Genomic DNA, 24,511 nt, shown 5'->3' with positions numbered 1-24,511 from the left:
CCCTCATCATTCGGATCGGAAACCGATCAGAAGTCCAGCGTGATGCCGGTGTAGATGTAGCGTCCGAGCGAGTCGTACACGCCCGGATAGGTGTTGCCGTTGCAGTACGTACCGCTGCAGGCGCTGGCGCCGAACGCACCCGAGCCCGAGGTAACCAGCGGCGGCTCCTTGTCGAACAGGTTCGTCGCACCCAGGCGCCACGTGTAGTGGTTGCCGATACGGGCGGTGAGCGACAGATCGAAGTAGCTCTGCGAACCGATATGCGAGTTGAAGTTGTAGTAGTTGCTGTTCAACGACGCGCTCGGGTTCTTGTACTCGACGTCGACGCCGCCGTAGAAGCGCCACTGGCCCGACAGCGTGATGCCGTTCGGCATCGCCCAGGTGAGGCGAGCCTTTTGGCGCCACTTGGGCTGCGGCACGCCGCAGGTCGGTCCGTAGTAGCCCGCGCAATCATACAGCGCGGTGAGCCCGTTATCGACCTTGTAGCTCGTCAGCGCGGTGCCCACGAGGCTGGCCGAAACGCGGCCCATCTTGCCCACTTCAAGCGCGTAGTTGAAGTTGAAGTCCCAGCCCTTGGTCTGAACGCCACCGATGTTGGTCGGCAGGTTCTGGACGAAGCCGTCCGAGGTCAGCCACAGCGAACCCGCGGCGTTGCGGTGGATAAGGCCGCAAGCAAACGCGTTCACGTCGTTGACGCACGAAGCCAGGATGGCGTCCGAACCGAAGCCCTGGATCGCGCCCTTCACCTTGATGTCATAGTAATCGACGCTCAGCGAAAGGTTGCGCACCCAGTGCGGCTGAATGACCACACCGGCCGTCTTCGTGGTGGCGATTTCCGGACGCAGGTTCGGGTTGCCGCCGATGAAGCCGTTGTACTGCGCCGCCGGGTTGGCGGTGACGCGCTGGCCAACGCGCAGGCCCTGCAGAAGGCAACCCACGTCGGCAGCGGTCAGCACCTTGCCCGCGCAAGGATCGGTCACGCCGTCAAGCGCCACGATCTGCGGACCGAACAGCTCCTGGATGTTCGGAGCGCGAACCGCGCGGTTGTAGGCGCCACGGAAGCGAATGTCCGAAATCGGCGCGAAGTCGACACCAAACTTGTAGGTGTTGGTGTTGTACTTGTTCCCGTTCGACACCGAGTAGTGCGAATAACGGTAACCGGCGCTCAGGCTCAGGTTGTAGAAGAAGCTGTCCTGAACCAGCGGAACTTCCGCTTCGGTGAAGAACTCGGACACCTTGTAGGAACCCGAAACCGGCAGCGTCGGCGCGCCCTGCCCGGTGAGATCGCCGGTGCTGAAGGCGTTGTCGGTCTTCAGATCCAGCGATTCCTTGCGGTATTCGGCACCGAGAACGATGCTCACACCCTGCGAAGCCCACGGCGCCTTGATGTTGTACTTGCCAAGATCGCCCGAGATATAGCCGCTGGCAACCTGTTCGGACGTGTAGCCCGACTGGAAGCCGGTGGAGCTGACGTAGTTGATCGACGCGGCCGAAGGCGTGCCCGAGAACACGTTGTAGGGGACGCAGTTCGGATCGGCGCCAGTCTGCGCCGCACGGCAGACCGCCGTACCGCCAGGCCCGGCAACCGCGTCAAGCGCGCTGACGAGACGCGAGGTCGAGAACTCGTTGCTGTAGACCTGCGTATAGTTGGTGCGACCGTACTGGTAGTACACGTCATAGGACCACGCTTCGCCAAGATCGCCCTTGGTGCCGATGACGCCACGGAACGACGTGTGGGTCAGGTCGTTGATGCGCGGACCGCCTTCGACGTTGCGACGCAGAAGCTGGAAGAATCCCTTGTTGTAGGTCGCGCCCGTGGTCGGATCGATATAGTTGACCGCTCCGGGAGGCGTGGTGCCGTACACCGACTGATAGCTGGTCGCGGTCAGCGGATAGGTGCCGACGTTGCCAACGATCAGGTTGTCTTGCGCGCAGATGACAGAACGCTGCTGCGCGCTCATCAGCGGGTTGTCGCAGTTGATCGTCAGGGTGTTGCCGAAATCGCCCGACGGCGCGATCTGCGCCACGGTGCGGTCGTTCATGAACATGAATTCCATGTACGGATGAATCGACTGGTTGATTTCGTAGTCGGCGAAGACGCCGGCCGTGTAACGCTCGTCAGGGCGCTGGAAGTAGTTCAGCGGCGCGAAGTTGTACCGGTTGGCAGCGCCCGGCGTGACCGTGCCGTTGCCCAGCGACGCCAGGGTCGAGGTGAGGCCGCCGCCCGGGTCGGCGAAAAGAATCGCGTTGTTCGAGGTTGCCGAACCGCCGCACTGCAGGGGCGCAGCCGGGTTCAGAGCACCCGAGCTCAGGCGCGCACCGGTGTTCTGAATGGTGCAGGCGCTGTAGTCACGGTTGGCCTGGAGAACGGGGTTGACCTTGCGGTAACCGAAGTAGGCCGTCATGTGGCCCTGATCGTCACCGAACTTGGTGCCGAAGGAAACCGTCGCATCGAATTGCTGGCCATCGGCCGCATTGCCCTTGGGATCAGGGAAGTTGCGGGCGCCCAGCAGCGGCGAGATCAGCTGGTTGCCGTTGCTGTGCTGGTAGAGGCCGTAGTTCGTGTCGACGCGGAAGCCTTCGAAATCCGTATCGATGATGAAGTTGACGACGCCCGAAACAGCATCGGCACCGTAGGTGGACGAAGCACCGCCGGTCAGCACGTCGACGCGCTTCACCAGCGACGACGGAATGTTGTTAAGGTCGGCGGCCGAGCTGCGCGCGTTCGGATCGCCGGGCATGAGGCGGCGGCCGTTCACCAGCACCAGGGTGCGCGACGGCCCGAGGCCGCGAAGGTCGACCGTGGCGGTGCCGGTGGCGCCGTTCGAGAGAGTCGACGACTGCGAAGCGAACACCTGCGGCAGCGAGTTCAGCAGGTCTTCGGTCTTGGTCGTGCCGAGCGCCTTGAATTCATCCTGCGAAACCGCCGTGATCGGCGCGACGGAGGTGAGGTTCGGCGAAGCAATGCGCGAACCGGTGACGACGATCGGCTGGGCAGCCGCCGTATCATCCGCTCCGGCTTGCGGAGTGCCAGCTGCGGCGTCCTGCGCCAGCGCCGGCGCGGCCACAAGCGCAAGGCTCAAGGCGGTCGGCGCAACGCCGGCCTTCAGCATCGAAAATGTTTTCATTCGGTTCAGCCCCTTAAACAAGGTTGACGGAACGTCGATCACGTCCGTCGCGTTTCAAAGCCGGTACCCCGAGCGTATCCCCACAGTGATCGCCCAAATTCACGGCCAGATGGTGCATGCGTGGCGCAACAGGCATGGCGAAGTAAAGCCAAGTGGCCGTTCAGTGTTTCAAATCTGTACCCGATGTAACCATTCTGCAACACCCCCTCACAGCATATATTGTTATATCTCAGCACCTTATGATAATATGATTGCACAACGCAGCCGTGCGCTTCACGGTGGTTGCTCCACGGATCGGGGTTTGCAATCCATGCCGCTTTCATCAAGGCTCGCCCTGGCAGCGGCCACGGTCGCGCTTTTCGCTTGTCCGATTTCGCCCGTCACGGCCCGCGACGGAAAGCCCTCCGAAAGCGCGAAACCGGCAGCTTTCCAGCAATTGATGGACTGCCGCACGATAGAGGACAGCGCGAACAGGCTCGCCTGCTTCGACCGGCAGGTCGCGATTCTGCAGCAGGCGGAACAGACCAAGGAAATCGTGGTCGCCGACAAGAACGCGATCCAGGAGGCCAAGCGAGGCCTTTTCGGTTTCACGGCGCCGGTGGGGCGGTTGTTCGGACTTGGTGGCAGCGCTGATTCGCCTGAAGACGAACTCAAGCGCATCGATACGGAAGTCTCTTCGGTCCGCTATGGACGCGGTGGCGTTCTCAGAATCGCCTTCGTCGAAGGCGGGGCCTGGGAACAGACCGACACCCGCAACTTCGCCATTTCCCCCCGCGCCGGTCAGAAAGCCTACATTCTGAAAGGTGCGCTCGGCAGCTTCTTTGTCAGCGTGAATGGCCAGCCGGGTATCCGGATGCGCCGGGTCCAGTAGTCCCCGAGGATCAGCGCGCGCCGCCCCCCGCCACGAACAGCAGCGGATCGAGCCGGCGGTCTTTCCACTTGATGCTCCAGTGAAGGTGCGGCCCCGTGGCGCGGCCGGTCATGCCGACGAGGCCCAGCACCTGTCCCTGACGCACCACGTCGCCCTGTTTCACCAGCAGACGGGCGCTGTGGAGGAAGGCGCTGTTGAGGCCCATGCCGTGATCGATCATCAGCAGGTTGCCTTCCAGCGTGAACGGCGCCTGCGCCGCCAGGATCACCACGCCATCGGCCGGGGCGACGAAGGGCACGCCGCCGCCCGGCGCGATGTCCAATCCGGAATGGTAGGCGCCCGGTTCTCCGCGATAGATGCGCTGCGAGCCGAACCGCCCGGAAATCCGCCCGCGCACCGGCCAGATGAAATCCTGCGTCCACCCTTGCGCGCCCGTGTCCATCGCGCGCGCGGTGTTGATCTGCGCCAGCTCCAGCGGCCGACGACGCTCGAACTCGGCGCTGGGCGCGGCGCCGGGCCGCTTGCCCACCGCGACATGCTCGATCTGCCAGGCGCGCGGCGCGATTGCCAGAGGCGCGGAAACCTGCCGGCCATCCACCAGCGTTGCCGTCAGGGTTGCCGATGGCCCGGCATCGCGGTCGAACGCCGCCAGAAAGCGGCCGTCGGGCGCTAAGGCCAGCGGTTGCCCGTCCAGCGCGAGCGCGCGCGTTCCACGTGGAACAACGCCGCGCAGCCAGCCGCCCTGCGTCAGTTCGCCGGCCAGCGTGAAGCCGTTGAGCATGAGACCGTTCGCGGCAGACCTGGCCGGTCCGACCGAAGCAGGAGGAGGAACGGCGGAAGTCGCGGGGAGGAGGGATGCGCGATCCTGCGCGTCGGCACCCCCGCAGACCGCAAGCGCACCGAGCGTACCCACGCCAGCCAGCGCGCGCAGCCGCGCGATTGCCAGCGCCATTACCCGCAAACGCCGCATTGGATGCGCCGCCTCAGCCCTCGCCCAGCAAGCGGCGCGTGGCGATTTCGGGCGTGGCATAGGCTTCCTGGCGCTCGACGCTCCAGTAGCGCAGCACGTCGAGCGGGATCTGTTCGCCGCTGACGGCGCAGACCACATGATCGCCGGCCGAAAGCTGGCGGAAACCGTTGGGCAGGAAGTGCAGGCGCGCGGCGCGTCCGGAAGGTGACATCAGCATGGCCACGATCCTACCCCCATGCCGCCGTCAAAGCAATTTGGGCTGGTTCGCCGCGTCGGCGGCAGGCCGTGTCCGTGCGGCCGGTCGTGCCTGGGGCGCCGCCGGCGGGGAGGCGGCAGGCCCTTCGCCCGTCGCCACATCCAGCACGCCGTCCACGAATTGCAGGCGCAGCACGGGCTCGCCCGCCGCCGCCGCGCGCGTATTGACGAGGTGGCCGGCCGCGTCCGTCACCAGCACATAGCCACGGCGCAGCGGCGCCTTCGGATCCAGTTGCAGCCGCAGCCGCTCCAGCGCGTCGACACGGCCGCGCGCCACCTCGATCCGCTGCAGCAGGCGTTCCGGCGCGAAGCGGAGCACGGCCAGCCGTTCGCGCTCGCGATCGAGCCGGCGGGTGAGCAACGCGGGGCGCAAGGCCCCGGCGTGGCGGGCAAGCGCGGCCCCCGCCAGTTCGGTGCGGTGCCCCAGCGCGCGGCGCAGGCGCTCGCCCAGATCGTCGAGCCGCTGCGCCTGGCCCTGCAACAGCCCCTGCGGCGGCGGCAGGCGCCCGCCGCGCTGTTCCAGCCGTTCGCGCGCATGGGCGAGCAGGCGCACCGTGGCGCGCCGCCGCCGCGCATCGAGATCGGCGACGAGCGCGGCCAGCTCGCCATGCACCGGCACCGCCAGCTCGGCGGCGGCGGTGGGCGTGGGCGCGCGCAGGTCGGCCGCGAAATCGGCCAGCGTGGTATCCGTCTCGTGCCCCACCGCGCTGATGACGGGGATGGTTGAGCCGGCGATGGCGCGAACCACCTCTTCCTCGTTGAAGCTCCACAGGTCCTCGATCGAGCCGCCCCCGCGCGCGACGATCACCAGATCGGGGCGCGGTACCGGCCCGCCCGGCTCCAGCGCCGAAAAGCCGCGCACCGCCGCCGCGACCTGCTGCGCCGCGCCCTGCCCCTGCACCAGCACCGGCCAGACCACGACGCGGCTGGGGAAACGATCGCGCAGGCGGTGCAGGATGTCGCGGATCACCGCGCCGGTGGGCGAGGTCACCACGCCGATCACGCGCGGCAGATAGGGCAGGGGCCGCTTGCGGCGCGGATCGAACAGCCCTTCCGCTTCCAGCCGCGCCTTGAGCTTCGCCAGCAGCGCCAGCAACGCGCCTTCGCCGGCAATCTCCATCCGGTCGATCACGATCTGGTAGTTCGACCGGCCCGGATAGGTCGTCAGCTTGCCGGTGGCGATCACTTCCACGCCGTCTTCGGGCAGGAACGACAGCCGCTGCGCGTTGCCGCGCCACATCACGCCATCGAGCCGCGCGTTCTCGTCCTTCAGGGCGCAATAGAGGTGGCCCGATGCCGCGCGCTTCACCCCCGAAAGCTCGCCGCGCACGCGCACGAAGCCGAACCGGTCCTCGACCGTGCGCTTCAATTGCGCGGAAATCTCGGACACCGAAAGCGCGGCGGCGTTGTCGCCCGGCGTTTCCCTCGCTAACAGCCCGCCGGACGGATCGGCGTCATGAGGCGAAGAAGGGAAAGCCATGAATATCCTGCTGCTGGGTGGGGGTGGTCGCGAACATGCGCTCGCGTGGAAACTGGCCCAATCGCCGCGTCTGGGCAAGCTCTATGCGGCGCCGGGCAATCCCGGCATCGCCGAATACGCCGAACTGGCCGCGCTCGACCTGACCGATCACGCGGCCGTGATCGCCCTTTGCGAGGCGCGGGACATCGGCCTGGTCGTGGTCGGCCCCGAAGCGCCGCTGGTCGATGGCCTGGCCGACAGCCTGCGCGGCGCCGGCTTCTCCGTCTTCGGCCCGAGCAAGGCGGCGGCGCAGCTCGAAGGATCGAAGGGCTTCACCAAGGATCTCTGCACGCGCGCCAACATCCCCACGGCGGGATACGTCCGCGCAGGATCGCGCGAGGATGCGCTGGCGGCGCTGGCCCGTTTCTCCGTGCCGGTGGTGATCAAGGCCGATGGCCTGGCCGCCGGCAAGGGCGTGGTCATTGCCGAATCCGTGGCGGATGCCGAAGCGGCGATCGCCGACATGTTCGACGGCGGCTTCGGCGAGGCCGGCGCCGAAGTGGTGATCGAGGAATTCCTGGAGGGCGAGGAGGCCAGCTTCTTCGCGCTGACCGACGGCGCCACGATCGTTCCCTTCGGCTCGGCGCAGGATCACAAGCGCGTGGGCGATGGCGATACCGGCCCCAACACCGGCGGCATGGGCGCCTACAGCCCGGCGCGGGTGCTGACCCCGGCGCTGGAAGCGCAGGCGCTGACCGAGATCATCGCGCCCACGGTCAAGGCCATGGCGGACGAGGGCATGCCCTATTCGGGCGTGCTCTATGCCGGGCTGATGCTGACCAAGCAGGGGCCGAAGCTGATCGAATACAACTGCCGCTTCGGCGATCCGGAATGCCAGGTGCTGATGATGCGGCTGGAAACCGATCTGGTCGATCTGCTGTCCGCCTGCGCCGACAGCCGGCTGGCCGCGCTGGAACCGCCGCGCTTTTCCGCCGACGTGGCGATGACGGTGGTGATGGCCGCCGCGGGCTATCCGGGCACGCCGAAGAAGGGCGGTACGATCGCCGGACTGGCGCAAGCCGAGGCCGATGGCGCGCGCGTGTTCCATGCCGGCACCGCGTTGAACCCCGATGGCGCGCTGGTGGCGAATGGCGGGCGCGTGCTCAACGTCACCGCGCGGGGGCCTTCGGTGCGCGCGGCGCGCGATGCCGCCTACGCGGCAGTGGATCGCGTGGTCTTTCCCGACGGCTTCTGCCGTCGCGATATCGGCGGCAAGGAAATCGCGCGCGAGATTGAACGCCAGAGCGGGGAGGGGAATGCGCAAGGCTGACGCGCTTCTCGCAGCGCTGATCCTGCCGGTATCGACGCTGGCGGTTGGCGCGCACGCCGCCACGGCCGGTGCCGCGTTTGTCGGGCACTACTACCTGTCTGGCGTCATGGAGACAGGTTCGGAGCTGCTGCTGCGGCCCGATGGCACGTTTGCGTGGTACATATCCTATGGCGCGGTGGATCAGAGCGCAGAGGGCACCTGGCTTCGCGATGGCGATGCCGTGGTGCTGACCGCCAGCCAGCCGGACCGGTCCGCCCCGCTGTTCGCGCTCGCCGGCGTGGACGCCTGGGATGCCGACGCGGAAAGCCGCCTGCTTGGCCGCCAGCACGACGATGCCATGGCCGCGTGGGAGGAACGGTGCGGCAGCGCGGCGGAGGCGGTGACGGCGGTGGTGGCCCCGCTTGTCGATGACGCCCCCGCTACCGCCCCGGTCGAAGCGTCTCCGCCCATGGCCGATCCGACGCCCGCCCCCACCCGCTTGCCCGGCTGCGCACCATCAGACGCGCCGGCCGAACCCGCCGATGCGACCACCCTGCCGCCCGATCGCTGGCAGGGCGGCATCGCCATCGCGGTCTTTGCCGAGCAGAACGGCGAGCGCATGGGCGTGAGCAGGGTAACGGCCACGCTGACTTACGCGGACGGCGCCGTGGCGAAGGCCGCAACACGCCGGGGATGGGCCTTTCTGCCGCGCAAGGCGGGGTCGCGCGCGATCCGGCTGGACCTTTCCGCCGGGTTTGCCGAGGGCCGCGCCGCGAGCCTGCCCCTGCCCCCGACCGAACAGGGCGTGATCCGCATCGCGCTCGACGCGCGCCAGGTGATCCCGCCCGCGTTCACCACGCTGCGCCTGCGTATCGACGGGAAGACGCTGCTTCCCGAAGCCTTCGGGCGCGGCCGCTATACCCGGCCGAGCGAATAGCCCGGCTATTCAGCCCATCCGCGCCGCGACCAGTGCCTTGAGGTCCGCTTCGGGCCGCGCGCCGTAGTGCGAGATCACTTCGGCGGCGCAGATCGCGCCCAGCCGCAGGCAATCCTCCAGCGAGCGCCCGCGCACGTGGCCGAACAGGAAGCCGGCGGCGAACAGGTCGCCCGCGCCGGTGGTGTCCACGACCTGCTCGATCGGTTCGGCGGGAACATGGGCCTGCTCGCCACCACTCACCGCGTGCGCGCCCTGTTCGCTGCGCGTGACCACCACGGTCGGCACCTTCGCCGCGAGCGAAGCGATGCCTTCGTGGAAATCCGCGATGCCGGTCAGCGCCGCCAGCTCGTGTTCGTTGGCGAAGAGGATGTCGATCTGGCCCGCTTCGATCAGCGCGCGGAAATCGTCGCCATGGCGCGCGATCACGAACGCGTCGGACAGCGTGAAGGCCACCTTGCGCCCGGCCGTGCGCGCGGCGGCGATGGCGCGGCGCATGGCCTTGCGCGGCTCTTCCGGGTCCCACAGATAGCCTTCGAGATAGAGCACCGCGGCATCGGCGATCACCGTTTCGTCCAGCGCTTCGGCGGGCAGGAACTGCGACGCGCCAAGGAACGTGTTCATCGTGCGCTGGCCATCGGGCGTCACGAAGATCAGGCAGCGCGCCGTCGGCGGCTCGCTTTCGCGCGCCGGCGTGGCGAAGGCGATGCCGCCGGCGCGGATGTCGTGCGCGAACACCTCGCCCAGCTGGTCCTGCGCCACTTGGCCGATGAAGCCGCACGTCGCGCCCAGCGCCGCCAGCCCGGCCAGCGTGTTCGCCGCCGAACCGCCCGAAATCTCGCGCGCCGGCCCCATCGCGTCATAGAGTTCGCGCGCGCGATCGGCATCGACCAGCGTCATCCCGCCCTTGGCGAGGCCCAGCCGCGCGATATCCGCATCCTGCGCGGGGGCCATGACATCGACGATGGCATTGCCGATGGCGATAACGTCGGTAGCGGGAGCGGTCATCCGCAAGCTCCATGAATGAGGGGCCGATCGGGGAACGGCAGGCGGCGCGGCCCTAGCGGGCTGTTTGCCGCGCCGCAAGTGCGCTGACCCGGCGACCACGGCGGACGAGCGGCTCCGTCTCCCGGTTGACAGCCGCGCGCCGCCGGGCGATCCGGCATCCATGCTTTCCGCTTTGGGGCTTTCCTTGGGCCAGCTTGCCGACCGGCGCATCCTGCGGGTGCTGGGGAAAAGCGCGCTCGTCACGCTCGCCCTGTTCGTGGTGCTGGGCGCGCTGGGCTGGTGGGGCCTCGACGCGGCGTTCATCGCATCGGGCCTGCGCGACGATCTGGCCAGCGGCGCGCAGACCCTGCGCGTGCTGATCGCGGGCGTGATCGTGCTGATCGGCGTCTGGCTGCTGTTCCGGCTGGTGGCGATCGCGGTGGTCCAGTTCTTTGCGGACGAGGTCGTCGCCGCCGTGGAAGCGCGCCATTACCCCGCGTTCGCCGCCACGGCGCGGCCGCTGGGCTGGCGTGCCGAGGCGCGGCAGGCGCTGCGCGGGCTGGTGCGATCCGTGCTGTGGAACCTGGCCGCGCTGCCGGTGGCCGTGGTGCTGCTGGTCACCGGCCTTGGCCCGGCGCTGGTGTTCTTTCTGGTAAATGCCGTGCTGCTGGGGCGGGAGCTGACCGAGATGGTCCGGCTGCGCCACCGCGACGCCGCCGGAACGCCAGCCGCCGCGCCGCCCGCGTGGCAGCGGCTGCTGCTGGGCGGGACGGTGGCCGGATTGCTGGCCGTGCCTTTCATCAACCTTGTCGCGCCGGTGATCGGCGCGGCGACGGCGACACATCTGGTGCTGCGCCGCCATGCCGAAGTTTCCAATGTTGGCGGAGTTTCCGATGCGCCGTAATCAGGCCGTGCTTGTGATGACCCTGCTGCTCGCGGCCTGCGGCGGCGGAACCGGCGTGCAGACCAGCGGGGCCGGCAAGGCCGCGACCATCCGCAGCGTCGGCCACCCGCCGCCGCGCCCCGCCGCGCAGATCCAGACCGCGCCCGGCCTCGAATCGGTGATCGGCGCCGACGCGCAGCAGCTATCGCGCCTGTTCGGGCCGCCCCGGCTCGACATTCGCGAGGAAGACGCGCGCAAACTGCAATGGTCGGGATCGGCCTGCATTCTCGACGTCTTTCTCTATCCCCCCGCGCAGGGCGGGCGGCAGACCGCGACCTATGTCGATGCGCGGCGCGGCGATGGCCGCGATGTCGATCGCGCCGCCTGCATCGCCGCGCTGAAGAAGCCCTGAACGCAGGGTCCTGAACGCAGGCCCCTAACCACAAGGGCGCGCGGCAGGCTCCGCCACGCTCCAAGGCGCGAAAGCCGGAGCGCCGGGGCGGGCGATGTCCGCCAGCGAATAGCGGTCGAGTACCGCGAGGAAGGCCTCCAGCGCTTCGGCCAGAACGCCGCTCAGCGTGCAATCGGCGCGCAGCGCGCAGCGGGCGCAATCGGCCAGCTTCATGCCCCGTTCCAGCGCGCGCACCACCGCGCCCACGTTGATCCCGTCCGCCGGGCGCGCCAGCGCGATGCCGCCGCCGCGCCCGCGCAGGCTGCGGGCGAAGCCTTCGTGGACCAGCGCCTGCGCGACCTTGGCGACATGGTGGGGCGAAAGCCCCTGTTCGGCGGCAAAGGCCGGAACCGAAACGGCTTCGCCTTCTCGCCGGGCAAGCACGATCAGCAGGCGCAGGCCGAAATCCGTATGCTGGGTCAGTTGCATCGTTCGATCATGTCGGATTTTCGCTTGCCCGAATCAAGCATTTCTAATACCGGTATTTGTAATACTTGTTTTAAGGAGATCCCGCCATGCGCACCGCTTCCGAACAGGCCAAGGCCATCGTCAAGGCCACGGCCCCCGTCATCGAAAAGCACGGCCTTGCCATCACCACCGCGATGTACGCGCGGCTGTTCCGCAATGCGGAAGTCGCCGCGATGTTCGACCAGGCCGCGCAGGACAGCGGCGAACAGCCGCGCCGGCTGGCCGGGGCGATCCTTGCCTATGCCCGGAACATCGACAAACTGGGCAACCTTGGCCCGGCCGTGCAGCGCATGGTGGCTAGGCACGTCGAAACCGGCGTCAAGGCGGAACACTATCCGCTGGTGGCCGAAGCCCTGCTGCCGGCGATCCGCGACGTGGTGGGCGCGGATGTGGCCACCGACGAAGTACTGGCCGCCTGGGGCGAAGCCTACTGGATGCTGGCCGACATCCTGATCGCGGCCGAAGCCCAGGCCTACGAGGAAGCCTCCGCCGCATGACGCGGCGCGAGAGCCCGCCGCCCGCGATCCCCCTCAACAGCGGACGGCGGGCTTGATCGCCGGTGTCGTTCAGTCTTCCACCGCGAAGGCGATCTCGGCGTGCGCGCGCAACCGCGCCACCAGTGCTTCGCCCAGCAGCGCGCCCGGCGTGGCGATCCCGCCTTCCGCCGCGCAGGACAGCAGCGCGATGCCGGTTTCGGCCAGCATCCGGCTGGTGGAGCCATAACCCGGATCGTAGCGCCCCTTGACTCCATAACGGATCGTCCGCCCGTCGGGCATCTCGCCCACGAACAGCACGTCGTAGAAGCCGTTTTCGCGTTCTTCCTGCGACGGACCTTCGCCCGGCTGCGGATCATCGGGCCGGCCGATCATCGGCGTGGTGGCGATGTGCTCGGCCACGGCCTTCCCCTGGTCGCCGGGGCCGGTCAGGATCATTTCGTCATAGACGAAGTCCTGGCCATAGGGGTGCCCGAGCAACCGGTTGGTGCGGTGGACGTTCTTGGTGTTGATCGTCGCCATGATGAATGGCGCTTCCCACGATCCCAGCGTCTCATCGTATTGCGGCTTGTCGCCAGCGGGCTGCGGCGGCCCTTCGAAACCCGGCGTCAGGCCGAAGGCGCTGGTCATCCAGGGAATCAGTTCGGGATGCTGGCCCAGCGTGGCGAGCGTGGCCTTGAGGCTGGCCGCGGTTCCGCCCGAAGCGCCGCCCTTCATCCCCCGGACTCGCCCTTTCACGCGTGGCGAGGGCGCCCCGAAGCGGGCCACGGCCTCCTTTTGCAGCATCAGCACGCCCAGATCGAACGGGATCGAATCGAAGCCCGAGGAGAAGCTCACCCGCGCGCCGGTGCTCTTCGCTTCCGCGTCGTACTTGTCCACCATCTGGCGCATCCACACCGGCTCACCGCACAAGTCGGCATAGTCGGTTCCCGCCGCGATGCAGGCGGCCAGCACCGGTTCGCCATAGAGCTGGTAGGGGCCGACCGTCGTCACCACCACCCGCGTCTGCTCCGCCATGGCCGTGAGGCTGGCGGGATCGCCGGCATCGGCCACGATCAGCGGCGTGTTGATCGGCGCGTCGATCGCATCGCGCACCTCGGCCAGCTTGCTGGCACTGCGCCCGGCCATCGCCCAGCGCGGCCCTTCCTGTCCATAGGCCCGCGCGAGGTACTGCGCCACGAGCCGCCCGGTAAACCCGGTCGCGCCATAGACCACGATGTCGAACGGCCGATCCGCCCTGGCACCCATCATCCCATCCCCTTTTTGGTTCGTTATGGGCGGGATGGTGATCGGCCCCGTTCCGGAAAGCAACAGGGCAGTTGCAGCAGCGATTGCAAGTGCGGAGATTACAGCCGGGGCAGGGTCACTCCGCGCTGGCCCATGTATTTGCCGGCGCGGTCGGCATAGCTGACCTCGCACGGTTCGTTGCCCTGCAGGAACAGGAACTGGCACGCGCCCTCGTTGGCGTAGATTTTCGCGGGAAGCGGCGTGGTGTTGGAGAATTCCAGCGTGACGTGGCCTTCCCAGCCCGGCTCCAGCGGGGTCACGTTCACGATGATGCCGCAGCGGGCATAAGTCGATTTGCCCAGGCAGATCACCAGCACATCGCGCGGCACGCGGAAATATTCGACCGTGCGGGCCAGCGCGAAGCTGTTGGGCGGGATCACGCAGACGTCGGTCTTGCGGTCCACGAAGGAATTGGACGCAAAGTCCTTGGGGTCCACCACCGCCGAATCGACGTTGGTGAAGATCTTGAATTCGTCCGCCACGCGCGCGTCGTAGCCGTAGGAGGACAGGCCATAGCTGATGCAGCCTTCCCGCCGCTGGCTTTCCACGAACGGCTCGATCATGCCCTCGTGCTGCGCCTTGTCGCGAATCCACTTGTCGGAAAGAATGGCCACGTTGTTTCCCCGATAATCCTGTTCAGGCCAAACTGCCTTTATACCAAACTGGCCGGACCGAAAGCATGCGGCAAGAGCGCCGAGAGCCGCACCTCGATCACCTCGCGCGTGCCCACGCACAGCACCAGCGGATCGGTGCCGCCCAGCGCGGCCAGTTCGTTGAGCACCTGCCGGCAGCGCCCGCACGGCGTGATCGCCGCGTCGATCGCCCCGCCGGCGCCGCCCATGACCGCCACGGCGACCAGCCCGCCGCGCCGCCCGGCGTGGCTGGCGATCGCGCAGGCGACCGTCTCGGCGCAGAGCGAGAGGCCGTAGCTGGCGTTCTCCACGTTCGCGCCGGTCACGATCGCGCCATCCTCGAACAGCAGCGCCGCGCCGACGTGGAAGCCCGAATAGGGCGCATAGGCGGTGTCTACCGCCGTGCGCGCGGCCGCGATCAACGCCTCGCGCGCACCGGGAGCAAGATCGGGCAGCGAAATATTCGTCATGGCTGCACCGCCACCCAGCGCAGCGGCCCCGGCGCGGCGTCGGTGCGCAGCCGGCTCGTGGCCGTCCACATCACCCACGGCCGTTTGGCATAGCCCGGCACGAGGAAATCCTGGCGGACCCAGATGTTGCGATCGATCATGGCGGCAAGGTGATAGCGGCTTTCGAACCCGCGCGACAGCATCAGGATCGCCGGCTTGCCCGCGTGCATTTCCATCTGGTTGAGGAACGTCGTCAGTTCGCTCTGCAGGGCCGCTTCACCCGGCGCATCGGGGCAGCTGCGCGAATCGATGTCGAGCACGACCGCCGGCGGCAGCAGCTTGGCGTCGCGCGGCACGGTGGTGACGAAATTGGCCGCCTGGGCATCGGCCGGGGCGCACAGGTCGTAGACATGCACCGCGCCCACCTGCATCCCCTGCGCGCGCGCCGCGTCCAGCCCCGAAGCGAACGCGGCATCGCGGCGGCCGGGGCCTTCGCTGGCGGTGAGATAGACGAAGTCGGCTCCGCGGGCGTGGAGAATGCGCCAGTCGACCGGTGCGTCATGCTCGTCGATCCAGGCGCCTTGTACCGGATAGTGCGCGCGATCGGGCATCCAGGTGCGCGCCTTCCACCAGCCCAGGCCGATGGCGATCATCACCGCCAGCAGCAATGCCGCCAGCCAGCGCCGCAGCGCCGTTTTCCTCGCCTTCGCCATGAACCTGCGCCCAATCCCGTATTCCGCGACCCTAGCCCCTGATATGGAGGACGCAGATCAAGGTAAAGAGCCGGCGGGCCGTGGCGAAGTCCGTCTCCACCTTGCCGTCGAGCCGTTCCAGCAGCATTTCGGCCGCATCGTTGTGAACGCCGCGCCGGGCCATGTCGATCGTCTCGATCTCCTGCGCGGTCGCCCGGCGGATGGCTTGATAATAGGAATCGCAGATCGCGAAATAGTCGCGGATCGGACGGCGGAAACGGCCGAGACCGAGGATGATCGTTTCGAGCAGGTTTTCCCGTTCGTCGGCGATGACCAGCGCCAGCCGCCCGTCCTCCACCGACAGGCGCAGGCGATAGGGACCGGTATGCCCCGCCTCGAACGCGCGGATCGGACGGAAGGTGTTTTCCTCGATCAGGTCGAAGATCGCGATCCGGCGTTCCTGCTCGATATCGGCATTGCGCCAGAGGATCGTCGCCTCGTCGAGCTCGATATGCGAGATGCGCGGGTCCGCCATGGGGCAGGCTATTTCGCAGACGCCGCAAGGCGCGGCAAGAGATTTGCGCAGTCCACAGCCTGTGGGTAAATTCAGGCGGCAATCGGGCCACACCGCGTCTTGCGGCGACCGGTCCCCCTGCGCCATTGGTGTGTCATGTCGGCAAGCGAAGCGATCCTCCTGCGCGAACCTGAAGAGATTCGCACTCTCCCCTCCAACGTCGAGGCGGAAGCCGCGTTTCTGGGCGCGGTGCTGATCGACAACCGGATTCTGGAGGAACTCCCCACCCCGCTGAAGCCCGAGCATTTCTTCGCGCCGGTCCACGGCCGCGTCTATGAACGCATCCTGGCACTGGTCGATCGCAAGGCGGTGGTCACGCCGGTCACGCTCAAGCCCTATTTCGAAAGCGACGAAGGGCTGAAGGAACTGGGCGGCACCGCCTATCTCGCCCGGCTGACGGCGGACGGGCAGGGCCTGCTCGCCCCGCGCGAACTGGCCGAGCAGGTCTATGACCTCGCGCTGCTGCGCGAACTGATGGCGGTGGGCCGCAACCTGGTGGAAGGCGCGCGCGACACCAGCAATTCGGTCGCCCCGCTCGAACAGATCGAACGCGCCGAAGCCGCGCTCTATGCCGTGGCCGAAGGGGCACAGACCGGCAGCGAGGCGCAGAGCTTCGGCATGGCCACGCGCGCCTCGCTGGAAATGATCGAGAAGGCGCTGCTTTCGGGCGGCCATATCTCGGGCAAGACGACCGGCCTTACCTCGGTGAACGAGAAGATCGGCGGATTGCACGATTCGGACCTGATCATCCTCGCCGGCCGCCCGGGCATGGGCAAGACCTCGCTTGTCACCAACATCGCGTTCAATTCGGCCGACCGGCTGCGGCGCGACCAGGCCGATGGCATCGCCACCAAGGATTCGGTCGGCGCGGCGGTCGCCTTCTTCAGCCTGGAAATGAGCGCGGACCAGCTCGCCACGCGTATCCTGGCCGAACAATCGGGCATCAGTTCCGAAGCGCTACGCATGGGCCGTATCAGCCGCGAGGATTTCCAGCAGCTTTCGTTCGCCAGCCAGCGCCTGGCCGAACTGCCGCTGTATATCGACGATACCCCGGCGCTGACCATCGGCAGCCTGCGCGCGCGGGCGCGGCGGCTGAAGCGCCGGCACGATGTCGGCCTGATCATCGTCGATTACCTCCAGCTCCTGCAGGGATCGGGCCGCAGCGACAACCGCGTCAACGAAATCTCGGAAATCAGCCGCGGCCTGAAGACGCTGGCCAAGGAGCTCTCGGTGCCGGTGATCGCGCTGTCGCAGCTCAGCCGCGCGGTCGAACAGCGCGACGACAAGCGGCCGATGCTGTCGGACCTGCGCGAATCGGGGTCGATCGAACAGGACGCGGACATGGTCTGGTTCGTGTTCCGCGAGGATTATTACGTCGCCGCGCGCGAACCCAAGGTACCGCAAGGCAGCGACGATATGAAGATCCAGGAAGCCCACGCCGCCTGGCAGGCGGAAATGGAGCGCGTCTATGGCCTGGCCGAACTGATCGTGGCCAAGCAGCGCCACGGCTCGACCGGCAAGGTGCGCCTGCGTTTCGAATCGCGCATCACCAAGTTCAGCGATCTCGCCCCCGACGCGCTGGCCGGCCACAGCTACAACGATGAATGACAGGAGGGCGTGGCGGGCAGCCCGACCTCGCTGCCCCGATTTCCCGCTGTCCCGATTTCCTTGACTTTTCCACACCCCGCCCCTAGCTGCGGCTCTTTCCGTCCTTTCCAATATTCCGGAGTGCCCGAATGGCGCGCGTTACCGTCGAAGATTGCGTCGACAAGGTTCCCAACCGTTTCGATCTCGTCCTGCTGGCCGCCGAGCGCGCCCGCGCGATCTCGGGCGGCGCCGAGCTGACCGTTGACCGCGACCGCGACAAGAACCCCGTGGTTGCCCTGCGCGAAATCGCGGACGAGACCGTCCGCCCGACGGTGCTCAAGGAAAACGTGATCCAGTCGCTCCAGCGCGTGCTGCCCGATGATGATGACGAAGTCGATGAAATCGGCTCGCTGTCGCAGTCGGCCGAAGCCCTGCGCATCACCGCCGCGGCACCGGTGCGGAATACCTCGCTGGGCGCCGACTACGACGGCTAAGGCAGCCGAAATTCAGCCCATGCCGGCCTGCGAACGGCACTTTTCTCGGCGCGGCCTGACCTAAATTTCGACTGGCCTGCTTCAACGCTCTGAATGAAAATCCTTTTTGGAGGCGCCGGGGATAAATTCCCGGCGCCTTCTTGCGTGGGGGGATGGCCGCCGCCACATTCCCTGCATGGCCAGTCCCCTGCCAGGAAGACGACACGGGACAGCCGGGGAAGGCGTGGTCAAAGCGGTGCTTGGCCCGACCAACACCGGCAAGACCCATCTCGCAATCGAGCGGCTGTGCGCGCATTCCAGCGGCGCGATCGGCTTTCCGCTGCGCCTGCTGGCGCGCGAAGTCTATGACCGGGTCTGCGCGATCAAGGGCGCGGACCGCGTCGCGCTGATCACCGGCGAGGAGCGGATCGAGCCGAAGAACGCCCGCTGGCTGCTCTGCACCGCCGAAGCGATGCCATCGCGCCCCGATCTCGCCTTCGTCGCGCTCGACGAAGCGCAGCTTTCCGCCGATCCGGAGCGCGGGCATGTGTTCACCGACCGGCTGCTGCACACGCGCGGGCGCGAGGAAACGATGCTGCTGGGCTCGGCCACGCTGCAACCGATGGTCCGCGCGCTTGTGCCCGAAGCCGAAGTCATCGGCCGGCCGCGCTTTTCCACGCTGAGCCACGTCGGCGCGAAGAAGCTTTCACGCATCCCCCCGCGCAGCGCGATCGTCGCCTTCTCCGCCGAACAGGTCTATGCCATGGCGGAAATGCTGCGCCGCTTCCGGGGCGGCGCGGCGGTGGTCATGGGCGCGCTCAGCCCGCAGACGCGCAACGCCCAGGTGGCGATGTACCAGGCGGGCGAGGTCGATTACCTCGTCGCCACCGACGCGATCGGCATGGGCCTCAACCTCGATGTCCACCACGTCGCCTTCGCCGGCCTGTCCAAGTTCGACGGCCATCGCCAGCGGCGCCTGACCACGGCGGAAATGGCGCAGATCGCCGGCCGCGCCGGCCGCCACCAGCGCGACGGCACTTCCGGCACGCTGGCGGGTACGGGCGGAAGCGATCCCGAATTCACGCCCGAGGAAGTCTTCGCGATCGAGGAACACCGGTTCCCGCCGCTGACGCGCCTGTTCTGGCGCGAAGCGGAGCCGCGCTTCGATTCGCTGGCCACGCTGATCGCGGATCTGGAAAGCCCGCCGCCACGGCCCGAACTGGCCACGCCGCCGCAAGCGATCGACCTGGCCGTGCTGAAACGGCTGGCGGAGGAGCCGGATACCGCCGCCACGGTGCGCGGGCGCGGTTCGGTCCAGCGCTTCTGGGCGGCCTGTTCGCTGCCCGATTTCCGCCAGCAGGGCGCCGAAACCCACGCCCGCTTCGTCGCCCGGCTGTGGCAGGATCTGCGCCACGGCTATCTGGGCGCGGACTATGTGGCGCAGGCGATAGCCGCGCTCGACAGCCCCTCCGGCGACATCGACACGCTGCAGGGGCGCATCGCGGCGATCCGCAGCTGGTCCTACATCGCGCAGCGGCCCGACTGGGTGCTGTCGCGCGACGAGATGGCGGCGCGCGCCCGCGCCGTGGAAACGCGGCTTTCGGATGCCTTGCACGCGCGCCTGACCGAACGCTTCGTCAACCGCCGCACCACGCTGCTGATGCGCAAGACCGGCGCCGATGCGGCGCTCCTGCCCGTCCGGCTCGACGATGCGGGCGCGGTTCTGGTCGATGACGAGGCGATCGGTCACCTTGAGGGATTCCGCTTCGTGGTCGATCCGCTGGCGCGCGCGGCGGATCGCAAGCTACTGCTGGCGGCGGCGGAGCGGCATTTGCCGGGCCTGCTGGCCGCCCGCGCGCAAGCGCTGGTCCGCGATGCCGGAACGGCGGAGGGAATCACCCTCGCCAATGGCGCGCTGTGCTGGAACGGCATCACGGTGGCGCGGCTGGAAAAGGGCCGGACGCTGCTGGAGCCACACATCCGGATCGACGGGGCGCTCGACCGGCTGACTTCCCCGGTCTGGCAGGGCGTGGAAACCGCGCTGGGCGAATGGCTGGCGCGCCATGGCGAGAAGCCGCTGGAACCCTTGCGCAAGATTGCCGAAGCCGGGCGCGATCCGGCCTCGGGACCGACGTTGCGCGCGCTGTTGCTGCGTCTGGTGGAAGGTGGTGGCGTGCTGGCGCGCGAGGAAGCCGGGCTGGAACGGCTCGACGATCGCCAGCGCGCCGCGCTGCGCGGGCTCGGCATCCGCGTGGGCGCGCTGGACCTTTACGTGCCGGGCGCTCTGCGGCCCGCCGCGATGATCCTGTGGAGCGCGCTGGCGCGCCTGTGGGATCTGGACCATGGAGCCCCCGCTGAGGCCACGCGCCCTGTTGTGAGGGCGGGGAAGAAAACGCCAGTCGGCTATCGCACCGCCGGGTCGCAGGCGATTCGCGTGGATCTGGCCGAAAAGCTGCTCCAGGCCGCCCACCGCACGCGCACGGAAGGCGCGATCGGCGGCAGGACGCGCCGCTTCGCGCTTGATCCGGCGCTGGCGCGGTCGATGGGGCTGACCACCGCCAGCTACGCGGCACTGCTGCGCGCGGCGGGATTCCGCGCGTGGCCCCCGCGCCCGCTGGCCGAAGGCGCCGCGGGGCCGCCCGCGCCGCCGCTGTGGGACTGGCGCGCCCCGCGCCCGCGCGACGAACGCCGGCCCGAAGCCGCCAGCCCCCGGCCCGACAGCGCCTTTGCCGCGCTGGCGGAATGGTTGGCGGCCGAACCGGTGGGGCGCTGATGGCCGCGGGGCTGCGGATCGACAAGCTGCTGTGGTATTTGCGGCTCGCCAGGACGCGCGCGCTGGCGCAGGATTGGGCGCAGGCGGGGCATATCCGGCTCAACGGGCGGCGCGTGGAGCGCGCGCACCAGGGCGTTTCCACCGGCGATATCCTCGTCATTCCGCTGGGTTCGGCGGTGCGCGTGATCGAGATTCTGGCACTTTCGGAGCGGCGCGGCCCCGCTCCCGAAGCACAAGCATGCTATCGGGTGCTTGACGATACGCCCCCCTCGCCTCTAGCACGGCCCGAAACGCGTACCTGAGGGATAATCACGCCATGACTTATGTTGTGACCGACGCCTGCATCCGCTGCAAATTCATGGACTGCGTCGAGGTCTGCCCGGTGGACTGCTTCTACGAGGGCGAGAACATGCTCGTGATCAACCCCAGCGAGTGCATCGACTGCGGCGTGTGCGAGCCGGAATGCCCCGCCGAAGCGATTTTGCCCGATACCGAAAGCGGCCTGGAACAGTGGCTTGAGCTGAACGCCAAGTATTCGGCGGAATGGCCGAACATCACCGCCAAGAAGGACGCTCCGGCGGACGCCGACGAGCACAAGGGCGAAGACGGCAAGTTCGACAAGTACTTCTCGGCGGAACCTGGCGAAGGTGACTGATCGGGGCGATTGATCCGGGGCGATTGATCCGCCCCCGGAACCGCCCCAGATCGGGACTAGTCCAAAACAGACTGAAATTCCCGCGCCAGCGCGCGCGGGAAACACTACGATCCGTCCCCGAAAAGGATAAAACTGACGGGGTCGGAACAAGGTGCCTGAAATCGCAGTATATGCGGGAATCGCTTTCCTGTCGGCGACGATCGGCTTCTTCGCCGGCGCGCTGATGGCGACATCCAAGATCGCCTATCTGGAAAACCGCATTTCGCTGAACGAGCGGGAAGTGGAAAGACTCGCCGCGCGGGCCGAAGCCCTGCTGGTGGCGATGGGCCAGATCGCCACCTTGAGCGACGAACGGATGGGCTCCGCCCCGTCCGGCACCACGGCCGCGGGAATCGCCAGAACGACCTTGCACGCGCTTCGCTGACGTAGCGTCAAGCCGGACGGCCGCCCGCGAAAACAAGGAACCGTGGAGATTCTCCGCCGGGACTGGAAATTTTCCACAAAAACGTTATATACTCGCGCGTGCGGCATGGTCCCGGCCATGCGTCGCATTTCACGAAGATAAGGCAGGACACAAAGGCAGCACAAAAAAGGGGTCGCAGACCGCTTGTTGAGGGCCGCCCGCGAAGCAATGCGGGCATCGGGCGCAATACGCGCACCGGGGCCTCTTCCGCCGCCACATCCTAGCCCGTGTCGAAAGGGTAACCAATGGCAGCCAAGGCTCTTGCCTTCGATGTTGGGGATTACGTCGTCTATCCGAAGCACGGCGTCGGCCGGGTGGTCGAATTGCAGAACGAAGAAATCGCCGGAATGACGCTGGAGCTTTACGTGCTCCGTTTCGAGAAGGAACGCATGACGCTGCGCGTTCCTGTGAACAAGGTCGAAGCCATCGGCATGCGCAAGCTGTCTTCGGACAAGACGCTGCGCGAAGCGCTGGATACGCTGAAGGGCAAGCCCAAGGTCAAGCGCACCATGTGGTCGCGCCGCGCGCAGGAATACGAAGCCAAGATCAATTCGGGCGACCTCGTTTCGATCGCGGAAGTCACGCGCGACCTGTTCCGCGCCGACGACCAGCCGGAACAGAGCTATTCCGAACGCCAGATCTTCGAAGCGGCCTCTTCACGCCTCGCCCGCGAACTGGCGGCGATGGAAAAGACCGACGAACCGGCCGCGCTCAAGAAGATCCTCGCGATCCTGAACGAATACGCGCCGAAGTACTACGAAACCGCCTGACGCCAAGGCCGGGCCAGACGGTCCGGCCGGGTTTCACGCCCGTTTCCACAAAAGGGGTCGCCGGGAAGCCGGCGGCCCCTTTTGCGTTGCCGCGCTCGCGTCGTCCAGATGCCGATGCGCGCCGACGAGCGACATGGCCCTGGGCGGCGAAGCTGTAGTATATGGGCAATACACATTCCCTCCCGGTGGAGACCATCGCATGTTCGCCAAACTTGCCCGTGCCCTGGCGGGCGTAGCCGCCGTCGGTCTCGGCGCCGCGCTGGCCGGCTGTTCGTCCGACGCGCACGTCACCATCGACGGTGTCAGCGGCGTGCCGCTGGCGCAGCTGGATACCTCGGGCAAGGCGCCGGACACGATCACCCTGCTCGGCCCCGATACCGTCCATGTTACCGGCGGGGACCGGCTGGCGATTACCGTCGATGGCGATCCGGCGATCAAGGACCAGCTCCGCTTCACCCTGAAGGACGGCAACCTCGGCATCACACGCGAAAAGCACGGGTTCGGCCAAGGCGGCACCGTGACCATCAACGTGGTCGTTCCGCCGTTGCAGGGGATCGTGCTGATGGGCTCGGGCACTGTCCACAGCGACGCGCTGCATGGAGAAGACGCCAGGGTGGTGATCGCCGGCTCCGGAAGCGTGGATAGCACCCGCGTCGATGTCGGCACGCTCAAGGTCGACGTACTGGGTCCGGGAACCGTGCGGGCCGCCGGCCATGCCAGGAACCTGGCGCTGACCATCGGCGGATCGGGCAATGCCGATCTTTCCGGCCTCTCGGTCGATGCGGCGAAGGCCGACGTCGCCGGGTCGGGCAGCGGCCGGTTCGCGTCGGACGGTACCGTGGATGCCTCGATCCTGGGCAGCGGCGACATCCACGTGCGCGGGCGCGCGACCTGCACGGTCAAGACGCTGGGCTCGGGCAAGCTGGTTTGCCAACCCGCCTGAAACTGGCCCGCCTAAAGCCGTTCAGGCGGCGGCGCGGCGCAACCTGTCGTTGACGGCGACGCCGATGCCCCGGTCCGGGATCGGCGCCACGGCGATCCGGGGCCGCGCATCGTCCGCCGCCAGATGCAGGCAGGCGTAGAGCCGGGCCGCCGCTTCCGCGAGATCGCCCGTACGCGACAGCGAGACATCGCCGGCAACCGCGCCGAAGCCGATCAGGAATTCGTCCGGCTCCGCGTCCCGCGCATCCAGGCGGACGGGCTTTCCCGGCGCATAGTGGCTGGCCAATTGCCCCGGCGCCTCGATCCCGCCGCGATCCTGCGCGCGGCCGGCGTGGGCTTCCCCCAGCACCGCGGCGATCCGCGCCTCCTCGATCGGACCCGGCCGCAGGATCGCCCATGATCCATCCGCGCGCAGGCCGACGATGGTCGATTCGATCCCCTGCGCCGTCTCTCCCCCATCGAGAATCAGGCCGACACTGTCCCCCAGCGACGCGCGCACGTGCGCAGCGCTGGTGGGGCTGATCGCGCCGCTGCGATTCGCCGAGGGCGCGGCTAGCGGCAGCCCGCTTTCGCGCAGCAGCGCCTGCATCACCGGATGCGCGGGGCAGCGCAGCGCCACCGTGGGCAGGCCCGCGCTGACCGCCATGGCAAGCGGCGCACCGGGCAGACGCGGCAACACCATCGTCAGCGCGCCCGGCCAGAACGCGGCGGCGAGCGCCTCGGCCCGGTCGTCGAACGCGGCGAGTGCCCTTGCCGCTACGGCATCGGGAACATGGACGATCAGCGGATTGAAATCGGGGCGGCCCTTGGCGCGGTAGATGCCCGCCACCGCGGCATCGTCGTCGGCTCGGGCAGCAAGGCCATAGACGGTTTCGGTGGGCACGGCGACCGTCCCCCCCGCGGCCAGCAGCCGCGCCGCCGCGGCAATGCCGGCGGCATCGGCGGCGCGCAGGTTGCCCGGTCCGCCGTGGGAAATCTTTGTACCGTCCATGCCTTGCCGCTATA

At 67.9% G+C, this 24,511-nt stretch carries 26 protein-coding genes; 14 read left to right on the top strand and 12 right to left on the bottom strand.

Going from position 1 to position 24,511, the window contains the following annotated elements:
- Positions 1-26: 26 nt before the first annotated feature.
- Positions 27-3,128: a TonB-dependent receptor domain-containing protein gene (locus tag F1640_RS10315; protein ID WP_194919047.1), complete on the bottom strand. Its 3,102-nt coding sequence runs from the start codon at positions 3,126-3,128 to the stop codon at positions 27-29.
- Between the two features lie 247 nt (positions 3,129-3,375).
- Between F1640_RS10315 and F1640_RS10310 the strand changes: the two genes are divergently transcribed.
- Complete coding sequence (locus F1640_RS10310; protein WP_194919045.1) at positions 3,376-3,999, top strand: hypothetical protein; 624 nt, start codon at positions 3,376-3,378, stop codon at positions 3,997-3,999.
- 10 nt (positions 4,000-4,009) lie between these two features.
- On the opposite strand, the gene F1640_RS10305 is transcribed toward F1640_RS10310, so the two are convergent.
- Genes F1640_RS10305 through xseA form a run of 3 tightly spaced genes read right to left on the bottom strand, consistent with a single transcriptional unit; the run spans position 4,010 to position 6,704 of the window.
- Complete coding sequence (locus F1640_RS10305; RefSeq protein ID WP_255530338.1) at positions 4,010-4,969, bottom strand: M23 family metallopeptidase; 960 nt, start codon at positions 4,967-4,969, stop codon at positions 4,010-4,012.
- Positions 4,970-4,982: 13 nt separating this feature from the next.
- Entirely contained in the window at positions 4,983-5,186 is a 204-nt protein-coding gene (locus F1640_RS10300) for a DUF2093 domain-containing protein (protein ID WP_124810069.1), read from the bottom strand.
- 27 nt (positions 5,187-5,213) lie between these two features.
- Positions 5,214-6,704 carry an exodeoxyribonuclease VII large subunit gene (xseA, locus tag F1640_RS10295; protein ID WP_194919043.1) on the bottom strand — a complete coding sequence of 497 codons (1,491 nt, stop codon included), beginning with the start codon at positions 6,702-6,704 and terminating at the stop codon, positions 5,214-5,216.
- On the opposite strand from xseA, the gene purD reads away from it, so the two are divergent.
- Both purD and F1640_RS10285 read left to right on the top strand, forming a co-directional pair.
- Complete coding sequence (purD, locus tag F1640_RS10290; protein ID WP_194919041.1) at positions 6,703-8,013, top strand: phosphoribosylamine--glycine ligase; 1,311 nt, start codon at positions 6,703-6,705, stop codon at positions 8,011-8,013. The two genes, xseA and purD, sit on opposite strands and share 2 nt — an antisense overlap.
- Positions 8,000-8,929: a hypothetical protein gene (locus F1640_RS10285; RefSeq protein WP_194919039.1), complete on the top strand. Its 930-nt coding sequence runs from the start codon at positions 8,000-8,002 to the stop codon at positions 8,927-8,929. The genes purD and F1640_RS10285 overlap by 14 nt, the downstream gene beginning before the upstream one ends.
- Before the next feature lie 9 nt (positions 8,930-8,938).
- Here the strand turns inward: F1640_RS10285 and F1640_RS10280 are convergent, their stop codons facing one another.
- Positions 8,939-9,934 carry an adenosine kinase gene (locus F1640_RS10280; protein WP_125954274.1) on the bottom strand — a complete coding sequence of 332 codons (996 nt, stop codon included), beginning with the start codon at positions 9,932-9,934 and terminating at the stop codon, positions 8,939-8,941.
- A 160-nt stretch (positions 9,935-10,094) separates the two neighbouring features.
- On the opposite strand from F1640_RS10280, the gene F1640_RS10275 reads away from it, so the two are divergent.
- Both F1640_RS10275 and F1640_RS10270 read left to right on the top strand, forming a co-directional pair.
- Positions 10,095-10,817 (top strand): EI24 domain-containing protein, encoded by a 723-nt coding sequence (locus tag F1640_RS10275; protein ID WP_194919037.1) that lies wholly within the window; start codon positions 10,095-10,097, stop codon positions 10,815-10,817.
- Positions 10,807-11,208: a hypothetical protein gene (locus tag F1640_RS10270; RefSeq protein WP_125954272.1), complete on the top strand. Its 402-nt coding sequence runs from the start codon at positions 10,807-10,809 to the stop codon at positions 11,206-11,208. Before F1640_RS10275 ends, F1640_RS10270 begins: the two co-directional genes overlap by 11 nt.
- Positions 11,209-11,232: 24 nt before the next feature.
- On the opposite strand, the gene F1640_RS10265 is transcribed toward F1640_RS10270, so the two are convergent.
- Positions 11,233-11,676, bottom strand: a complete 444-nt coding sequence (locus F1640_RS10265) for an Rrf2 family transcriptional regulator (protein ID WP_124811303.1) — start codon at positions 11,674-11,676, stop codon at positions 11,233-11,235.
- Positions 11,677-11,762: 86 nt separating this feature from the next.
- On the opposite strand from F1640_RS10265, the gene F1640_RS10260 reads away from it, so the two are divergent.
- Positions 11,763-12,212, top strand: a complete 450-nt coding sequence (locus F1640_RS10260) for a globin domain-containing protein (RefSeq protein WP_124811302.1) — start codon at positions 11,763-11,765, stop codon at positions 12,210-12,212.
- Positions 12,213-12,281: 69 nt separating this feature from the next.
- Here F1640_RS10260 and F1640_RS10255 read toward each other — a convergent pair whose 3' ends face one another.
- From F1640_RS10255 to F1640_RS10235, 5 genes are all read right to left on the bottom strand, one after another.
- On the bottom strand, positions 12,282-13,460 hold the full coding sequence (locus tag F1640_RS10255) for a trans-acting enoyl reductase family protein (RefSeq protein ID WP_255530337.1): 1,179 nt from the start codon (positions 13,458-13,460) through the stop codon (positions 12,282-12,284).
- Positions 13,461-13,555: 95 nt separating this feature from the next.
- On the bottom strand, positions 13,556-14,110 hold the full coding sequence (dcd, locus tag F1640_RS10250; RefSeq protein ID WP_194919035.1) for a dCTP deaminase: 555 nt from the start codon (positions 14,108-14,110) through the stop codon (positions 13,556-13,558).
- A 38-nt stretch (positions 14,111-14,148) separates the two neighbouring features.
- Positions 14,149-14,598: a cytidine deaminase gene (locus F1640_RS10245; RefSeq protein ID WP_194919033.1), complete on the bottom strand. Its 450-nt coding sequence runs from the start codon at positions 14,596-14,598 to the stop codon at positions 14,149-14,151.
- The gene (locus tag F1640_RS10240; protein ID WP_125954270.1) at positions 14,595-15,290 is read right to left on the bottom strand and encodes a glycoside hydrolase family 25 protein; all 696 of its coding nucleotides are present in this window, start codon (positions 15,288-15,290) and stop codon (positions 14,595-14,597) included. Before F1640_RS10240 ends, F1640_RS10245 begins: the two co-directional genes overlap by 4 nt.
- A gap of 31 nt (positions 15,291-15,321) precedes the next feature.
- Entirely contained in the window at positions 15,322-15,804 is a 483-nt protein-coding gene (locus tag F1640_RS10235) for a UPF0262 family protein (RefSeq protein ID WP_124811298.1), read from the bottom strand.
- A gap of 135 nt (positions 15,805-15,939) precedes the next feature.
- Here F1640_RS10235 and F1640_RS10230 point away from each other — a divergent pair, with 135 nt between their 5' ends.
- The 8 genes from F1640_RS10230 to F1640_RS10195 all read left to right on the top strand — a co-directional run bounded on the left by F1640_RS10230 (position 15,940) and on the right by F1640_RS10195 (position 23,507).
- Positions 15,940-17,451 (top strand): replicative DNA helicase, encoded by a 1,512-nt coding sequence (locus F1640_RS10230; RefSeq protein WP_194919032.1) that lies wholly within the window; start codon positions 15,940-15,942, stop codon positions 17,449-17,451.
- A 128-nt stretch (positions 17,452-17,579) separates the two neighbouring features.
- Positions 17,580-17,924 (top strand): DNA-directed RNA polymerase subunit omega, encoded by a 345-nt coding sequence (gene rpoZ, locus F1640_RS10225; RefSeq protein ID WP_124811296.1) that lies wholly within the window; start codon positions 17,580-17,582, stop codon positions 17,922-17,924.
- Positions 17,925-18,099: 175 nt separating this feature from the next.
- Positions 18,100-20,676: a helicase-related protein gene (locus tag F1640_RS10220; protein WP_194919030.1), complete on the top strand. Its 2,577-nt coding sequence runs from the start codon at positions 18,100-18,102 to the stop codon at positions 20,674-20,676.
- Positions 20,676-20,978 (top strand): RNA-binding S4 domain-containing protein, encoded by a 303-nt coding sequence (locus tag F1640_RS10215; RefSeq protein WP_194919028.1) that lies wholly within the window; start codon positions 20,676-20,678, stop codon positions 20,976-20,978. The genes F1640_RS10220 and F1640_RS10215 overlap by 1 nt, the downstream gene beginning before the upstream one ends.
- A gap of 14 nt (positions 20,979-20,992) precedes the next feature.
- Positions 20,993-21,331 carry a ferredoxin FdxA gene (gene fdxA, locus F1640_RS10210; RefSeq protein ID WP_084279690.1) on the top strand — a complete coding sequence of 113 codons (339 nt, stop codon included), beginning with the start codon at positions 20,993-20,995 and terminating at the stop codon, positions 21,329-21,331.
- 151 nt (positions 21,332-21,482) lie between these two features.
- On the top strand, positions 21,483-21,755 hold the full coding sequence (locus F1640_RS10205; RefSeq protein ID WP_125954266.1) for a hypothetical protein: 273 nt from the start codon (positions 21,483-21,485) through the stop codon (positions 21,753-21,755).
- A 284-nt stretch (positions 21,756-22,039) separates the two neighbouring features.
- Positions 22,040-22,564 (top strand): CarD family transcriptional regulator, encoded by a 525-nt coding sequence (locus F1640_RS10200; protein WP_124810388.1) that lies wholly within the window; start codon positions 22,040-22,042, stop codon positions 22,562-22,564.
- A 199-nt stretch (positions 22,565-22,763) separates the two neighbouring features.
- The gene (locus F1640_RS10195) at positions 22,764-23,507 is read left to right on the top strand and encodes a head GIN domain-containing protein (protein ID WP_194919027.1); all 744 of its coding nucleotides are present in this window, start codon (positions 22,764-22,766) and stop codon (positions 23,505-23,507) included.
- Positions 23,508-23,528: 21 nt separating this feature from the next.
- Here the strand turns inward: F1640_RS10195 and F1640_RS10190 are convergent, their stop codons facing one another.
- Positions 23,529-24,497 carry an L-threonylcarbamoyladenylate synthase gene (locus tag F1640_RS10190; RefSeq protein WP_194919025.1) on the bottom strand — a complete coding sequence of 323 codons (969 nt, stop codon included), beginning with the start codon at positions 24,495-24,497 and terminating at the stop codon, positions 23,529-23,531.
- Positions 24,498-24,511: the final 14 nt, after the last annotated feature.

Source organism: Novosphingobium sp. NBM11 (genome assembly GCF_015390225.1).
Classification (GTDB): domain Bacteria; phylum Pseudomonadota; class Alphaproteobacteria; order Sphingomonadales; family Sphingomonadaceae; genus Novosphingobium.
This window is presented reverse-complemented; position numbering and strand designations above follow the sequence as displayed.

Coding starts and splice junctions, on each gene's coding strand:
- F1640_RS10255 (WP_255530337.1), bottom strand. CDS start 13,460: ATGATGGGTGCCAGGGCGGATCGGCCGTTCGACATCGTGGTCTATGGC.
- F1640_RS10240 (WP_125954270.1), bottom strand. CDS start 15,290: ATGGCGAAGGCGAGGAAAACGGCGCTGCGGCGCTGGCTGGCGGCATTG.
- F1640_RS10315 (WP_194919047.1), bottom strand. CDS start 3,128: ATGAAAACATTTTCGATGCTGAAGGCCGGCGTTGCGCCGACCGCCTTG.
- F1640_RS10305 (WP_255530338.1), bottom strand. CDS start 4,969: ATGCGGCGTTTGCGGGTAATGGCGCTGGCAATCGCGCGGCTGCGCGCG.
- F1640_RS10215 (WP_194919028.1), top strand. CDS start 20,676: ATGGCCGCGGGGCTGCGGATCGACAAGCTGCTGTGGTATTTGCGGCTC.
- F1640_RS10265 (WP_124811303.1), bottom strand. CDS start 11,676: ATGCAACTGACCCAGCATACGGATTTCGGCCTGCGCCTGCTGATCGTG.
- F1640_RS10275 (WP_194919037.1), top strand. CDS start 10,095: ATGCTTTCCGCTTTGGGGCTTTCCTTGGGCCAGCTTGCCGACCGGCGC.
- F1640_RS10190 (WP_194919025.1), bottom strand. CDS start 24,497: ATGGACGGTACAAAGATTTCCCACGGCGGACCGGGCAACCTGCGCGCC.
- F1640_RS10230 (WP_194919032.1), top strand. CDS start 15,940: ATGTCGGCAAGCGAAGCGATCCTCCTGCGCGAACCTGAAGAGATTCGC.
- F1640_RS10300 (WP_124810069.1), bottom strand. CDS start 5,186: ATGCTGATGTCACCTTCCGGACGCGCCGCGCGCCTGCACTTCCTGCCC.
- F1640_RS10280 (WP_125954274.1), bottom strand. CDS start 9,934: ATGACCGCTCCCGCTACCGACGTTATCGCCATCGGCAATGCCATCGTC.
- F1640_RS10260 (WP_124811302.1), top strand. CDS start 11,763: ATGCGCACCGCTTCCGAACAGGCCAAGGCCATCGTCAAGGCCACGGCC.
- F1640_RS10200 (WP_124810388.1), top strand. CDS start 22,040: ATGGCAGCCAAGGCTCTTGCCTTCGATGTTGGGGATTACGTCGTCTAT.
- F1640_RS10195 (WP_194919027.1), top strand. CDS start 22,764: ATGTTCGCCAAACTTGCCCGTGCCCTGGCGGGCGTAGCCGCCGTCGGT.
- fdxA (WP_084279690.1), top strand. CDS start 20,993: ATGACTTATGTTGTGACCGACGCCTGCATCCGCTGCAAATTCATGGAC.
- F1640_RS10235 (WP_124811298.1), bottom strand. CDS start 15,804: ATGGCGGACCCGCGCATCTCGCATATCGAGCTCGACGAGGCGACGATC.
- F1640_RS10285 (WP_194919039.1), top strand. CDS start 8,000: ATGCGCAAGGCTGACGCGCTTCTCGCAGCGCTGATCCTGCCGGTATCG.
- F1640_RS10245 (WP_194919033.1), bottom strand. CDS start 14,598: ATGACGAATATTTCGCTGCCCGATCTTGCTCCCGGTGCGCGCGAGGCG.
- xseA (WP_194919043.1), bottom strand. CDS start 6,704: ATGGCTTTCCCTTCTTCGCCTCATGACGCCGATCCGTCCGGCGGGCTG.
- F1640_RS10220 (WP_194919030.1), top strand. CDS start 18,100: ATGGCCAGTCCCCTGCCAGGAAGACGACACGGGACAGCCGGGGAAGGC.
- F1640_RS10270 (WP_125954272.1), top strand. CDS start 10,807: ATGCGCCGTAATCAGGCCGTGCTTGTGATGACCCTGCTGCTCGCGGCC.
- purD (WP_194919041.1), top strand. CDS start 6,703: ATGAATATCCTGCTGCTGGGTGGGGGTGGTCGCGAACATGCGCTCGCG.
- F1640_RS10310 (WP_194919045.1), top strand. CDS start 3,376: ATGATTGCACAACGCAGCCGTGCGCTTCACGGTGGTTGCTCCACGGAT.
- rpoZ (WP_124811296.1), top strand. CDS start 17,580: ATGGCGCGCGTTACCGTCGAAGATTGCGTCGACAAGGTTCCCAACCGT.